Below are 14,117 nucleotides of genomic sequence, written 5' to 3'. Positions count from 1 at the left end.
ACCCGTCGGACACCTGTCGGCACCACCCGGCACCCACCGGGGCGCCGGCACCCCCGGCCCGGACGGCGCGCCGGCGGCCGGACACGCGCCGGCACCGCCGGGCATCCGGCGGCACGGCATCCGCGTACGACGACACCAGAGAGGCAGACCCCGTGCAGCAGAACCTGCAGCAGGACCAGCAGGACCTCATCGCGCAGGCGGAGGCGTGGCTGGCCGAGGACCCGGACGAGGAGACGCGCGGCGAACTGGCGCGGCTCATCGCGGACCGGGACCTCGACGAGCTCGCCGCCCGTTTCGCCGGCACGCTGCAGTTCGGTACGGCCGGGCTGCGCGGCGAGCTGGGCGCGGGGCCCATGCGGATGAACCGCTCGGTCGTCATCCGCGCGGCGGCCGGCCTGGCCGCGTACCTGAAGGCCAAGGGCCGGTCGGACGGCCTCGTGGTGATCGGTTACGACGCCCGGTACAAGTCGGTGGACTTCGCCCGTGACACGGCCGCCGTGATGGTGGCCGCCGGTCTGCGGGCGGCGCTGCTGCCGCGCCCGCTGCCGACGCCGGTCCTCGCGTACGCCATAAGGCACCTGGGCGCGGTCGCGGGTGTCGAGGTGACCGCGAGCCACAACCCGCCGCGCGACAACGGGTACAAGGTGTACCTGGGCGACGGTTCGCAGATCGTGCCGCCGGCGGACGCGGAGATCGCCGCGGAGATCGCCGCCGTGCGGTCGCTGGCCGACGTGGAGCGCGCGGACAGCGGCTGGGAGACCCTGGGCGACGAGGTGCTGGACGCGTATCTGGCCCGTACGGACAAGGTGCTGACGCCGGGCACGCCGCGTACCGCGCGGGTCGTGTACACGGCCATGCACGGCGTCGGCAAGGACGTGGTGCTGGCGGCGTTCGCGCGGGCGGGCTTCCCCGCCCCGGTGCTGGTCGAGGAGCAGGCGGAGCCGGACCCGGCGTTCCCGACGGTCGCGTTCCCGAACCCGGAGGAGCCGGGGGCGATGGACCTGGCGTTCGCGAAGGCGCGGGAGGCGGCCCCCGACATCGTGATCGCCAACGACCCGGACGCGGACCGCTGCGCGGTGGCCGTGCCGGACGCGTCGGCCGAGGGCGGCTGGCGGATGCTGCGCGGCGACGAGGTGGGCGCGCTGCTGGCGGAGCACCTGGTGCGCAAGGGCGCGAAGGGCGTGTTCGCCGAGTCGATCGTGTCGTCGTCGCTGCTGGGCCGGATCGCCGCGGCGGCGGGCGTGGGCCACGCGGAGACGCTGACGGGCTTCAAGTGGATCGCCCGCGTCGAGGGCCTGCGGTACGGCTACGAGGAGGCGCTCGGCTACTGCGTCGACCCCGAGGGCGTACGCGACAAGGACGGCATCACGGCGGCACTGATGGTGGCGGAGCTGGCGTCGGAGCTGAAGGAGCGGGGCCGCACGCTGACGGACCTGCTGGACGAGCTGGCGGTCGCGCACGGCCTGCACGCCACCGACCAGCTGTCGGTCCGCGTCCAGGACCTGGGCGTGATCGCCGACGCGATGCGCCGGCTGCGGGAGGTGCCGCCGACGGAGCTGGCGGGCCTGCGGGTGGCGCGCGCGGAGGACCTGGCGCGGGGCGCCGGCGACCTGCCGCCGACGGACGGGCTGCGCTACTACCTGGAGGGCGAGTACGAGGCGCGGATCATCGTCCGGCCGAGCGGTACGGAGCCGAAGCTGAAGTGCTACCTGGAGGTCATCGTCCCGGTCGCGGACGCCGCGTCGCTGGCGGACGCGCGGTCACGGGCGGCGCGGACGCTCCAGGACCTGAAGCGTGACCTGGGGGCGGCGGCGGGCATCTGACCCGTACGGGCCAGCGGAGAAGGGGTGCCGGGACCTGTCCCGGCACCCCTTCGCGCGTCTCAGCCCAGGGCGAGGAGCACGGCCAGGGCGACCAGCCCGGCCGCGGCGGGCGCGATGACCTCGTACGCCCAGCGGACCTGCGGCTCACCCTTGGCGGTGGGCCGGACGGCGTTCTGCTGGGCGAGGGTGCGCAGCTCCTGGACGGTGGCCTCGGCGCCGACGAGGTGCTTGCCGCCGCTGCGCACGTTGAGCTTGCGCTGCCGCATGGAGACGGGCACGGCCCAGAGCTGGTACTTGGCGCCGCCCCGGGTGAGGACCTCGGTCGAGTACGTGGCCTTCAGCTCGGCGACGGCGGCCCAGGGCACGCGGACGGTGCGGAACGGGTTGCGGATGAGCATCCGGTCGTCGTCGGCGTACACGGCGGGCCGCAGGGTGAAGGCGTAGACGAGCGGCACGCCGAGCAGCAGCGCGGCGAGCGCGGTCCACGGGGTGAGCCCGTCCCCGCGCAGGAGGGCGTCGCCGCCCATCCACAGTCCGATGCCGAGCAGGAGCACACCACCCGCCATGGCCATCGGCGACCGGTAGACGCGGTCGGCGGAGGCGGACGGGGAAGGGTTCCCGGACTTTCCGGGCTGCTCAGGGCTCGTCATGAGCCCGATTGTGCCTCACGCCCCCCACCGGCCCCGAGCACCGGGTCCCGGACCAGCCGCCCCTCCGCGGGCGCGGCGACACCGCTCCGGCGGGAGCCGGCGCCACGGCGTCGCGACGTGCGGGTCCCGCACGCCCTCCGCCACGCGCCGGGCCCGCCGAGCCGCGCCGGGGGGGGCGCCGCCCGTCCCGCGGCAGGCGCCCGCCGGTACGTCGCGCGGGGCCCGAAGCCCGCGACGATCCCCCGCGCCCGCCTCCCCCACCTCCGCCGACGGACCGACGACCCGTCAATTCCCCTGCTTTATATGATCACTTCCCGCACAAACGTTCCCTCTCATGGTTCGAAAGCAGGCATGCCCATGTCGCGTCGACGTCCCGTCCGCTCCAGACGGCTGACCGCCCTGGCGGCGGTGGCCCTCGCAGCGCCCCTGGCGCTGTCCACGTCCCCCGGCCACGCGGTCACCGGCCCCGTGGCCGCCGACACCTCGTACGCGTTCACCGCGCGGCTGGTGATCGGTGAGGGCGAGAGCATGCGCGCCTGCTCCGGCGCGCTGATCGACAGCCGGTGGATCATGACGGCCGCGTCCTGCTTCGGCAACGGCGCCGCCGAGGTCGCCCCGGGCAAGCCGCCGCTGAAGACCGTCGCCACGGTCGGCCGTACGGACCTCGCCACGGCCACCGGGCACGTCAGCGAGATCGTCGAGATCGTCCCCCGCGTCGGCCGCGATCTGCTGCTGGCCCGTCTGGCGGCGCCCGCGACCGGTGTCACGCCCGTGCCCGTCTCCGCCACTCCCGCCGCCGTCGGCGACACGGTCACCACGGCCGGATTCGGCCGTACGAAGACCGAGTGGGCGCCGCTGAAGCTGCACACCGCCACGTTCGGTGTGGACGCGGTGTCGGACACGTCGATCGACATCAGCGGCAAGACGCCGGACGACTCCATCTGCATGGGCGACGCCGGCGGCCCGCTGCTGCGCATGCTGAACGGCCGCCTGGAGCTGGTCGGCGTGAACAGCCGCTCGACCCAGGGCGGCTGCTTCGGTACGGACGCCGCCGAGACCCGCACGAACGCGATCGACACCAGGGTCGACGGCCTCGGCGCGTGGACCGCGCTGGTGACCGGGGCGCGCTGGGGCCAGGCGGGCGAGAACGCCGACGCCTCCCAGGAGCTGTCGGGCGACTTCGACGGCGACGGCAAGACCGACACGGCGGTGCTGCACAAGTACGCGCCGGCCGCGAGCGGCGCCAACCACACCGCGCTGTGGAAGTTCACCAGCACCGCGTCGGGGACGTACAACCCGGTCCGGGCCTGGGACAACCTCGCCAGCAGCCCGACGTCGTGGAACTGGGACGCGTCCAAGTCGGTCGCCGGCGACTTCAACGGCGACGGCAGGACGGACGTCGCGGTGCTGTACGACAACGGCCGCCAGACCGACGGCTCGTACCGCAGCACCCTGTGGACGTTCACCAGCAACGGCACGGGATTCAACGCGCCGGTGATGAAGTGGAGCTCCGGTACCGGCTCGTGGAACTGGGACCGCTCCAAGCCCGTCGCGGGCGACTTCAACGGCGACGGCAGGACCGACGTCGCCGTCCTCTACAACAACGGCCAGCAGGCGGACGGCGGCTACGGGACCACCCTGTGGACGTTCACGGCCAACGCCACCGGCTTCGACGCGCCCACCGTCAAGTGGAGCTCGGGCGCCATGTCCTGGACGTGGGACCGCTCCAAGCCCGTGACCGGCGACTTCAACGGCGACGGCAGGACCGACCTCGCGGTCCTCTACAACAACGGCCAGCAGACCGACGGCAGCTACCGCACCACGCTGTGGACGTTCACGGCCAACGCCACCGGCTTCGACGCGCCCACCGTCAAGTGGAACTCGGGCACCGGCTCGTGGAACTGGGACCGCTCCAAGCCCGTCACCGGCGACTTCAACGGCGACGGCAGGACCGACCTCGCCGTCCTCTACAACAACGGCCAGCAGACCGACGGCAGCTACCGCACCACGCTGTGGACGTTCACCGCCAACGCCACCGGCTTCGACGCCCCGGCCGTGAAGTGGACCGCCGGCACGATCTCCTGGAACTGGGACCGCTCCAAGCCCCTCACCGGCGACTTCAACGGCGACGGCACCACCGATGTCACCGTCCTGTACAACAACGGCCAGCAGACGGACGGCTCGTACCGCACCGCTCTGTGGAGGTTCGCCGGCACGGGAGCGGCCTTCGCGAACCCGGTCCGCGTCTGGGACAGCATCGACATCGCCGACTGACGCACCGGCCCGTGCCCAAGGGGACACGGCTCTCCCCGCACCACCCGGAGGCCCTGGACACCGCGCCAGGGCCTCCGCCCGCGCGCACCGATGAGTGGGCCCGCCACGGACGGTCTATCCGGCGACACGACCGTTCACGACAGGAGTGCCATGTCCACGATCCAGCCGGTGATCGTCACGGCCGACCACGTCGCCCTGGCGGACTTCTACACGAAGCTGTTCGCCGCCGAGGAGATCTTCCGGGTGCCGCCGGAAGGCCCGGTCTTCTACCTCGGCCTGCGCATCGGCGACACCGACCTCGGGCTGGTGTCCCGGCAGGACGCGCCGACCGGGGTGCCGTCGCGGGTGCTGCTGAGCATCGCGGTCGACGACGTCGACGAGACGCTCGCCCGCGTGGAGGCGCTGGGCGGTTCGGTCGGCGACGGGCCCCGGGACATGCCGTGGGGACAGCGCGTCGCCCACATCCGGGACCCCGACGGCAACGCGCTGAACCTCACCCAGCCGACCCCGACCCGCTGACGCCCCCGGATCAGTCCCTGGGCCCGGCGACCGCCCCGATGCGCTGGGCGAAGCCCCGTACGCCGGGCAGGGCCCGGTCATGGCGCAGCAGCCCGGCGGCCATGGCCCGCACGGCACCGCGCCGGACTTCCTGCGGCGCGGCCCGCTCGGCGGCCAGGAGGGCCTGGTAGCAGCGGTCGGGCTTGCCCCACTGGTCGAAGGCGCGCGCCACGTCGATCCAGTACCGGGCCCGGCGCTCGGCGGTGGGCAGCGCGGCGGGGTCGACGCGCCGGGCGTACTCGACGGCCTGCCCGGCGTCCCCGAGCAGATGGCTGATGGAGATCCGGTGCAGCAGGACCTGACCGGGGCCGAAGACGCTCCCCCGCAGCTCCGCGTCCCGCCCGAGCCGCCCGGCGGTCGCCTCGGCCTCACCGATGAGCGCGGACGCGGCATGCCGGTCGCCCTGCTTGGCGGCGGTGTACGCGGCGGTGGCATACAGATTGCCTTGCACGGAGAGCCGTTCGGTGAGGCCGGTGTCCCGGTGGCGGGCCAGCCCCTGGGCTGCGGCGACGGCGATGTCGGTGGCGTCCGCGTAGTGCCCCTGCCGGCGCCACACGGACGACACCATCCGGTGCGCTTCGGCGACGGTGACGGCATCGGCGCCACGGAGCGCGGCGGCGAGCGCCCGGTCGGCGGTGAGGGCGGCGACGTGGTCGTCACCGCGCTTGATGCACAACCGGGTGGCGATGATGTGGAGCGCGGCAACCGCGTCCGCCGACTGTTCGGGACGGCCGTCGAGGGCCTGCGCGAACTCGATCCGGCGTGGCAGCGCGCGGGCGAGGGCGTCGTACCGGCAGGCCCCGAAGTCCCGCCGGGACGCCTCCACCACTGCGGCGACGGCGGAGGGACTCGGGTCCAGGGCGCCAAGCCCGCGTTGTACGGACCCCGGGAGAACCGCCCCGGTGGCGGCGGCGCCCAACCCGACGAGGAACCCCCTGCGCAGCACCGAACCGTCCCCCTTCACCGGCCGAGCGGTACCGGCCACCGCCTGTCACCCGCCAGAGACGAGGTACCCCAGAAACTCACCCCAGGCACACGGCGCCACGGCGAGACGGGGACCGTCACAGTCCTTGGAGTCCCGCACGTACACCGCCCCGGACACCATGGCGACCTCGACGCAGTCGTTGGGGTTGCTGGTGTCGCTGTAGCTGCTCTTGAACCATTCCAGCGACGGCCCGCGATCAGGAACCTCGCGCATCCTGCCCTCCCAATGCGTACCGGACAAGGCGTGATCAACACGTGCCCCGCAACGGGTGACCGGCCGCGTGGCTTGGTCAACCGGTCAGCGCTCGGAGGCGTACGCCACGAAGCTGGACCAACTGTGCGGAGTGACGGCCAGGAAAGGACCGTCGATGTTCTTGGAATCGCGGACATGGACTGTGCCGGGGGTGGTCGCGACCTCGACGCACGTCGCTTCATTGCCGTTGCTGCTGTAGCTGCTCTTGAACCACTCCAGCGACCAGCTATCCGCGGCAGAGGCCTTGCGCATCATCTCTCTCCCAGCACTTCTTCGATGAGGGCCAGTGACTCCCGTGGGGTGAGAGCCTGGGCCCGGATCATGCCATAGCGCAGCTCAAGGATTCGGAGCTGCTTCGGGGTTGACACGGCACGGCCCCCGAACACTCCCTCAGACCGCCCGATCGCAGTGCCGTTCGGAAACTTCAGCACCTCAATGCCACCATCCAGCCCAGGGTGGGTCTCGACGTCCGTTGGCATTACCTGGAGCGAGACGCTGCGCATGCTCCCTACTTCCAGGAGGCGTTCAAGCTGACGACGCCACTCCATTGTGCCTCCGATGGGCCGATGCAGCGCCACCTCTTCCAAGACGAAGCTGAGAGACGGCAGGGGCGAGCGATCAAAGACGGAACGCCTGGCCATACGGGCTGCCACCCCTCGCTCCACCTCATCCTGCGAGTACGGCGGCTGCCGCGTCTCCAGCAGCGCCCGAGCGTGACCCTCCGTCTGCAACAGACCGTGGATGCCGTGGCTCACGTACGCCCCGATCTCCACCGCCCGAGCCTCCAGCTTCGCCAGATCGCGGACCTCCTTGGGATAGCGGACGCCCTCCACATCCTTCTTCATCGCCGCGATCAAGCCGTCCGCCTTCAGGACGCTGTCGGCCCTGTCCAGGTATTCCGGGCGAGGAATCCGCTTGCCGCTCTCGACCTTGTAGACGAGGTCCTCGCCGTATCCGATGAGCCGCCCGAACTCGGCCGCCTTCAGCCCCGCCGCCTCCCGGCGCAGCCGTAGCTGCCGTCCCACCGTCGCGACGACGGCCGCTCCCGACTCGTCGTCCGGATCCACCTCCCAACCCGGTTCGTCCGCGTCCCCCTTGGGCTCCTGCGCCCCGTTCGCTTCCGCCGTCAACGCGTCACCTCCGACGTACCGCCACAACCGTTCACGCCCTGCCCACGCGTCCCTGCGGACAGGCCGGACAGGCGCCGACAAGCACCCGACAGTGACTGTACGCACCCGGTGAATCACTGGCAGCCACACAGCAGGCAACCCCAGGATCTGTGACATGAACCACAAGCCCCCTCATCTTCCCGCCTGCGCGGGCGACTTGAGCATGAAGCTGCACCCTTCCCGCGCCGGGGCGCGGCTCGGGCGGGAGCTTGCCGCCGTGTGGCTGCGCGACCAGGGCGTCGTACGGGAGCTCGCCGATGACGCCCTCCAGCTCGTCGCCGAACTGGCCGCGAACGCCGCGCTGCACGGGCGCGTGCCCGGCCGGAGTTTTCTCCTGACCGTGCGCCTGGCCGACGCCGGCCGTGTCCTGCGCGTCGAGGTGACCGACACACGCGCCGATGCCGTGCCCACGTCCACGCCGCAGGCTCCGCCGCCCGACAGTGAGAGCGGGCGCGGTCTGCTGATCGTCGCGGGGCTGGCCGACCGGTGGGGCGTGGCGGAGGGCCCGGTGCCGCGCAAGACCGTATGGGCCGAGCTGGACCTCGTACGGGATGCCGCCGCACCGCTCCGGGAGCCCGATCCGGTCGGGTGAGCGGTGGGTGGGGCGCCGTCCGGCGGGAGGGGCCGTGCAAGGTGCCCCCGCAGGGGTTGGCGGCTTCGGTCGGGTTCCCTTCATACGGGCCCGAGGCCGCCGGCCCCGAGGGACACCGGCCCGCCCCGACCCGTCCACCGGGCAGAGGCTGCGACACCCGCCGCACGGCCCGCCCGCCCCAGGCAGCGCCCGGCGCCGTGCCGGTCCGGTCGTCGCGGGTCAGGGCGTCGTGGGCGGCGCGTCCGGGGCGGGAGCGGTGGTGGACGGGCGGGCGCGGACGACGGCCTGGTCGCCTCGGGGGCCGAACAGGTGCAGGATCTCCACGGCGTTCGTGTCGGCGGGGCCGAACCAGTGCGGCTCGGTGGTGTCGAACTCGGCCACTTCGCCGGGCCGCAGCGTGAAGTCCCGCGCCCCGAGGACGAGGCGCAGCCGACCGGCCAGGACGTAGAGCCATTCGTAGCCCTCGTGGGTGACCAGTTCGGGCGGGCGGGGTGCCAGTACCTGCTTGAAGACCTGCACGCGGCCCGGATACTGCGTCAGGGGCACGAGGACGCTGCCCCGGCCCTTCCGCAGGGGCCTCAGGTGCACCCGGGGGTCACCGCTGGCCGGCGCCGCCACCAGCTGGTCGAGCGCGACACGGTGCGCCCGCGCCAGCGGGATGAGCAGGTCGAGCGTGGGGCGCCGCCTGCCCGACTCCACCCGCGACAGCGTGCTGACGGAGATCCCCGTCGTGGCGGCGAGCGCCTCCAGCGTGAACCCCCGTTCGCGGCGCAGCCTGCGCAGCCGGGGCCCGATGGCGTCGAGGATCTGCTCCAGCTCCGGGTCCCCGGATTCCGTGTCCATGGGCCCAGTTTTGCAGTCTTCGCAAAATCCCTGGGCCGCGGCCGGGGTGCGGCCCGAGCCTTGCCGGGCATTGTTCCCCGACATCAGAGGTAGCCGTGACCGCGACGACACACCCTGTTCCACCCCTGCTCAGTGCGCGTCGGCGTTGGACGGTCCTGGCCGTCTGCTGCCTGAGCATGTTCCTGGTGGGCCTGGACACCACCATCGTCCATGTGGGTCTGCCGGCCATCGGGCGCGGCCTGGACGTCGGCACGCGCGGTCTCGAATGGATCGTGGACGCCTACACCCTCGTCCTGGCGAGCTGCCTGGTCTCCTCGGGGGCGCTGGCGGATCGCTTCGGACGCCGCCGCGTGTTCCAGTACGGGCTGGCCGTGTTCGGCGCCGCCTCACTGCTCTGTGCGCTCGCCCCGTCGGTAGGCGTGCTCGTCGCGGCCCGCGCCCTGCAGGGGATCGGCGCGTCGATGCTCAGCCCGGTGGCGCTCGCGATCGTGGTGAACGCGATGCCCGACCCGAGGGAACGGGCGCAGGCCATCGGTATCTGGGCGTCGGTGTTCGGGCTGAGCATGGCCGCGGGACCCGTGACGGGCGGCGCGCTGCTCGCCGGGCTCGACTGGCGGGCGCTGTTCTGGATCAACGCCCCGGTCGTCGGGGTCGTCCTGCTGCTGAGCGCGGCGTTCGTACCGGAGTCCAGGGCGCCGCGGGCCCGGCGGCTCGACCTGCCCGGCCAGGTCCTGCTGACCATGGTCCTCGCCGTAGCGGTCGGCGTCCTGATCGAAGGGCCGCACATCGGCTGGACGTCGCCTGCCGCGCTCGCGGGATACGCGTGGGCCGCGGCGGCGGCAGCCGCATTCGTGTGGGTCGAGTCGCGGCGGCGTGAACCGCTCATGGATCTGCGTCTCTTCAGGCGCCCGGCCTTCAGCGGTGCGGTCCTGGGCGCGGTGACGGTCTTCGTCGCCCTGAACGTGACGCTGCTGCTGAACACCTTCTACCTGCAGCACACGCGGGGATGGACGCCGCTGGCGGCCGGGGTGGTGACCTTGCCGCTGGCCGTCGGGGCCACCGTCTGCGCCCCCTGGTCCGGCCGCATGGTCGGCCGCACGGGACCGCGGCTGCCGCTGCTCCTGGCCGGCGGGTTCATCACGGCCGGCGCTCTCTGCCTGGTTCGGCTCACGCCGCACACGAGCGTGCTCCTGCTGTCGGCCGCGTACGCGCTGATCGGCATGGGGTTCGGCTTCGCCAACGCCCCGATCACGAACACGGCGGTGAACGGGCTGCCACCCGCCCGTGCCGGTGTGGTCGGGGCGATCACCTCCACCGCGCGGCAACTCGGCGCCGCCCTCGGTATCGCTCTCGCCGGCGGCCTCGTCGCGGCCGCCCACCCGGCGGACCTGGCGCACGCGTCCCGCGCGGGCTGGATCCTGGTCGCCGTCTGCGGGGTGACGCTCCTCCTCGTCGCCCGCACGGCACGGGCGCGGGGAGGCGCGGTCACCGCCTCCCCGCGAGCGCGGTGAACCGCGTGACGCACCGCGGTCCACCGCTCCAGGCCCCGGCGTGTCCGGCGACACGGGGCGCCGGGGCGCCGGGGGCCGGAGCGTCGGCAAGGCCACGCGCCGTGAGGCTAGTTGGCCACGCGGTAGGCGCTGACCCAGGCGCCGATGCTGCCGTAGCCGGTGCGGTCGATGACGATCGCACCGCCCGTGCAGTTGTGGTGGTCCCACAGCTCCACCCGCGTGGCGCTCTCCGTGCGGGCGGATCGGATGCGGTCGTTCCAGTTGTCGCCGACGTACTTGCACTCCCCGGTGTTCCCGGAGAACCACCGGTCGAGGCCGGAGAAGCCGGTCGAGGCGTACGCGTGGAAGCTGCCCGCCAGCGCACCGGCGGGGGCGGCGGGGGACGAGGGGGTGAGCGGTCCGGCGGAGGACGGATGGGCGGTGACGATGACGCCGGCCAGGGCCGCGGCCGTGACCATGATCTTGCGCATGACGGACATCTTGCCTCCCGTAAGTCGACATGTCCTGCCGGGTGAAGGCACAGCGGGGTGGCACCAAGCACGCGTCGACGCCGCGAGCCGTTCCGCGCGTTCACTCGGCGGCTTCAAAGTAGCCCGCGGCGGCAGCCGAGCGGTCGCGTCCGCGGCGGAATGGCGTGAACACGCAACGGGCCCCGGACCACCCCGCGCCTCCGCGTCGGAGGGGGCGCTCCGGAACCGCGCGCCGGGGCCCCTCAGTCGCTGGTCAGCACCACCAGCCGCTGCGTCGCCCGCGTCATCGCCACGTACCGGTCCACCGCGCCCGCCACGCCCCCGCCGAACCGCTCCGGGTCCACCAGGACGACGAGGTCGAACTCCAGGCCCTTCGCCAGCTGCGGGGTCAGCGACCGGACCCGGGGCCGCTCGCGGAAGTCCGGGGCGCCGATCACACACGCGACTCCGTCCGCGTGCTCGCCCAGCCAGCCGTCCAGGACCGCGTCCAGCTCCGCGACCGACCCGTACCGGACGGGGACGCCGCTGCGGCGGATCGACGTCGGCACGTTGGCGTCCGGCAGCGCGGCCCGGATGACCGGCTCCGCCTCCGCCATGACCTCCTCCGGGGTCCGGTAGTTGACGCTCAGCGACGCCACCTCCACCCGGTCGAGGCCGACCCGCGCCAGCCGCTCCTCCCACGACTCCGTGAAGCCGTGCCGGGCCTGCGCCCGGTCGCCGACCACGGTGAAGCTCCGCGACGGGCAGCGCAGCAGCAGCATCTGCCACTCCGCGTCGGTCAGTTCCTGCGCCTCGTCCACGACGACGTGCGCGAACGGCCCGGCCAGCGGCTCCACCTCGGCGGCGGGCAGCGCGGACTCGTCGATCAGGGTGTCCCGCAGGTCCTGCCCGTGCAGCATCGTCACCGCGCCCTCGCCGTCGTCGTCGGCGGCGATCACGTTGTCGATGACCCCCGCCATCCGCTCCCGTTCGGCGGCGACCGACGCCTTGTGGCGGCGCTTGCGCAGCGCCTCCTTCGGGTCGCCGAGCCGCTGCCGCGCCGCGTCCAGCAGCGGCAGGTCGGACACGGTCCACGCCCGCGCGTCCGCCCGCTGGAGCCTCGTCACGTCGTCACGGCTCAGCCACGGCGCGCACATCCGCAGGTACGCCGGTACGGTCCACAGGTCCCCGACCAGGTCCGCGGCGTCGATCAGCGGCCACGCGGCGCCGAGCGCGCCCGTCAGCTCGCGGTCGGCCGCCAGTGCCCGGCGGAACAGCCCGACCGGTACGTCCTCCTCGTACTTGTCCAGCAGGATCGCGACCAGCTCGTCCCAGATCAGCTCACGCGCCTCGTTGTGCGGCACGCCCGGTTCGGCCGCGTCGAACGCCTCCGCCCAGTCGTCGGCGCTCAGCGGCACCGGGCCCCACGGCGTCGTCACCGTCATGCCCTCGGTGGGCGGCGACTCGTAGAACCGGACGGCCTTCTCGACGGCCTTCACCAGGTCGGCGGACGCCTTCAGCCGCGCCACCTCCGGGTCGGCCTCCACGCCCGCCCGCGCGCCCTCCGGGACCAGGTCGCGCAGGGTGCACGTACGCACGCCCTCCTCGCCGAGGCTGGGCAGTACGTCCTCCACGTACGCGAGGTACGGCTCGTGCGGGCCGACGAACAGCACGCCGCCGCGCCGGTGGCCCAGGCGCGGGTCGGAGTACAGCAGGTACGCGGAACGGTGCAGCGCGACGACGGTCTTGCCCGTGCCGGGGCCGCCGTCCACGACGAGGGCGCCGCGCGAGCCCGCCCGGATGATGGCGTCCTGGTCGGCCTGGATGGTGGCGAGCACGTCCCGCATGCGCGCCGAGCGGTTGGTGCCCAGACTGGCGATGAACGCGGACTGGTCGTCCAGCGCGGCGTTTCCCTCCAGCCCGTCGGCGGTGAACACCTCGTCCCAGTAGTCGCTGATCCGGCCGCGGGTCCAGCGGTACCGGCGGCGGCTGGCGAGGCCCATGGGGTTGGCGTGGGTCGCCGCGAAGAACGGCTCGGCCGCCGGTGAACGCCAGTCCACCAGCAGGCGGCGGCCCGCGCTGTCGGTGAGGCCGAGGCGCCCCACGTACACCGGCTCCCCGCCGTCGGCCCCGACCATGTGGCCGAGGCACAGGTCGAGCCCGAAGCGGCGCAGGGTGCGCAGGCGGGCGGTCAGCCGGTGGATCTCGATGTCGCGCTCCATCGCCTCCCGGCCGGCGCCGCCGGGGGCGCGGCGCTCGGCGTCGAGGCGGTCGGACAGTTCGGCGATCGTCTGCTCCAGGCAGTGCGCGATGGCCGCGAAGTGCTCCTCGTCGCGGGCGATCAGCGCGGGGGCGGCCTTGGCGGCGAGCCGCTCGGACAAGTCGAACGCGCTGGTGGCACGGGGCTTCCCGGCAGGGCGAGCCTCGCCATGGACGAATGCGCTCATATCTGGTGAATCTCGCAATCCCGCAGGTTCCGGCAACAGGCCTGCGATTGTGCGCCACGAAGGGGGCCTTGCCGCAAGCCCCCCGGTGCGCTATACGTTGAGAGTGGCGAGGAGCGCGGCTCCCGCCTTTTTTGCTGCCCAGGCCGCGCGCCACGCGCCGCGGGGCGCCCACCCGGAGCACCCGGCCGGCAGCTCCCCGTCCGGCCCAACGCCCCCACACGCGTTTCTTCCCGCCCCTTCGCGAGGTGCCGCCCGGTGGAAGGGCCCCCGCAGCGGCCGGCGGCGGAACCCGGGCTCCCCGACCCCGCAGCGGAGGCCTCCGACGCCCCGCTTCGGCCGGCGCCCCTCGGCCACCGCGACCCGCTCTCTCGCCCCGCCCGCAGGGCCCGTGTCCGGGACACCGCCCGTGCCAGGCCCTGACCAGCCCGGACAGCCGGGGCCCGTCCGGGACAGCCGGTTGCCGTTGCCGCGGCCCGCCGGCGGCCAGCAGCCTGTGCCCTGCCCGGCCGACGAACGTGGGATCGCGGGGCATCCGTCACCGTTCCGCGCCTCCGTGGCACCGGA

General features: G+C 73.4%; 13 protein-coding genes. 5 read left to right on the top strand and 8 right to left on the bottom strand.

The annotated features are described in order from the left end of the window. Positions 1 to 152 precede the first annotated feature (152 nt). Entirely contained in the window at positions 153 to 1,823 is a 1,671-nt protein-coding gene (locus tag ACSUPT_RS19035; protein WP_436945069.1) for a phospho-sugar mutase, read from the top strand. 59 nt (positions 1,824 to 1,882) lie between these two features. On the opposite strand, the gene ACSUPT_RS19030 is transcribed toward ACSUPT_RS19035, so the two are convergent. After that, positions 1,883 to 2,473 carry a PH domain-containing protein gene (locus ACSUPT_RS19030; protein ID WP_436945067.1) on the bottom strand — a complete coding sequence of 197 codons (591 nt, stop codon included), beginning with the start codon at positions 2,471 to 2,473 and terminating at the stop codon, positions 1,883 to 1,885. A gap of 357 nt (positions 2,474 to 2,830) precedes the next feature. Between ACSUPT_RS19030 and ACSUPT_RS19025 the strand changes: the two genes are divergently transcribed. Both ACSUPT_RS19025 and ACSUPT_RS19020 read left to right on the top strand, forming a co-directional pair. Next, a complete protein-coding gene (locus ACSUPT_RS19025; RefSeq protein ID WP_436945065.1) occupies positions 2,831 to 4,747 on the top strand; it encodes an FG-GAP-like repeat-containing protein in 1,917 nt (638 codons plus the stop codon). Between the two features lie 150 nt (positions 4,748 to 4,897). After that, on the top strand, positions 4,898 to 5,266 hold the full coding sequence (locus ACSUPT_RS19020) for a VOC family protein (protein ID WP_436945063.1): 369 nt from the start codon (positions 4,898 to 4,900) through the stop codon (positions 5,264 to 5,266). Positions 5,267 to 5,276: 10 nt separating this feature from the next. Here the strand turns inward: ACSUPT_RS19020 and ACSUPT_RS19015 are convergent, their stop codons facing one another. The 4 genes from ACSUPT_RS19015 to ACSUPT_RS19000 form a co-directional block, all read right to left on the bottom strand. Beyond that, positions 5,277 to 6,134 (bottom strand): XRE family transcriptional regulator, encoded by an 858-nt coding sequence (locus ACSUPT_RS19015; protein ID WP_436945062.1) that lies wholly within the window; start codon positions 6,132 to 6,134, stop codon positions 5,277 to 5,279. Between the two features lie 162 nt (positions 6,135 to 6,296). Beyond that, positions 6,297 to 6,503, bottom strand: a complete 207-nt coding sequence (locus tag ACSUPT_RS19010) for a DUF397 domain-containing protein (protein WP_436945060.1) — start codon at positions 6,501 to 6,503, stop codon at positions 6,297 to 6,299. A gap of 84 nt (positions 6,504 to 6,587) precedes the next feature. Then, positions 6,588 to 6,797 (bottom strand): DUF397 domain-containing protein, encoded by a 210-nt coding sequence (locus ACSUPT_RS19005; RefSeq protein ID WP_361654889.1) that lies wholly within the window; start codon positions 6,795 to 6,797, stop codon positions 6,588 to 6,590. After that, positions 6,794 to 7,672, bottom strand: a complete 879-nt coding sequence (locus ACSUPT_RS19000) for a helix-turn-helix domain-containing protein (protein ID WP_361654886.1) — start codon at positions 7,670 to 7,672, stop codon at positions 6,794 to 6,796. The genes ACSUPT_RS19005 and ACSUPT_RS19000 overlap by 4 nt, the downstream gene beginning before the upstream one ends. 202 nt (positions 7,673 to 7,874) lie before the next feature. Here ACSUPT_RS19000 and ACSUPT_RS18995 point away from each other — a divergent pair, with 202 nt between their 5' ends. Next, positions 7,875 to 8,303, top strand: a complete 429-nt coding sequence (locus ACSUPT_RS18995; protein WP_361654883.1) for an ATP-binding protein — start codon at positions 7,875 to 7,877, stop codon at positions 8,301 to 8,303. Between the two features lie 219 nt (positions 8,304 to 8,522). Here the strand turns inward: ACSUPT_RS18995 and ACSUPT_RS18990 are convergent, their stop codons facing one another. Beyond that, complete coding sequence (locus ACSUPT_RS18990) at positions 8,523 to 9,146, bottom strand: helix-turn-helix domain-containing protein (RefSeq protein ID WP_403498874.1); 624 nt, start codon at positions 9,144 to 9,146, stop codon at positions 8,523 to 8,525. A 176-nt stretch (positions 9,147 to 9,322) separates the two neighbouring features. Here ACSUPT_RS18990 and ACSUPT_RS18985 point away from each other — a divergent pair, with 176 nt between their 5' ends. Then, a complete protein-coding gene (locus ACSUPT_RS18985; protein ID WP_436945058.1) occupies positions 9,323 to 10,657 on the top strand; it encodes an MFS transporter in 1,335 nt (444 codons plus the stop codon). A gap of 107 nt (positions 10,658 to 10,764) precedes the next feature. On the opposite strand, the gene ACSUPT_RS18980 is transcribed toward ACSUPT_RS18985, so the two are convergent. Both ACSUPT_RS18980 and helR read right to left on the bottom strand, forming a co-directional pair. Beyond that, positions 10,765 to 11,127, bottom strand: coding sequence for a peptidase inhibitor family I36 protein (locus tag ACSUPT_RS18980; protein WP_351963478.1), 363 nt, complete (start codon positions 11,125 to 11,127; stop codon positions 10,765 to 10,767). Positions 11,128 to 11,369: 242 nt separating this feature from the next. After that, positions 11,370 to 13,553, bottom strand: coding sequence for an RNA polymerase recycling motor ATPase HelR (gene helR, locus ACSUPT_RS18975; RefSeq protein ID WP_436945056.1), 2,184 nt, complete (start codon positions 13,551 to 13,553; stop codon positions 11,370 to 11,372). Positions 13,554 to 14,117 lie beyond the last annotated feature (564 nt).

Source organism: Streptomyces sp. SudanB25_2051, from assembly GCF_964272635.1.
Taxonomy (GTDB): Bacteria; Actinomycetota; Actinomycetes; order Streptomycetales; family Streptomycetaceae; genus Streptomyces.
Note: the sequence above shows the minus strand (reverse complement) of the source record. Positions and strands in the feature narration are given on the sequence as shown.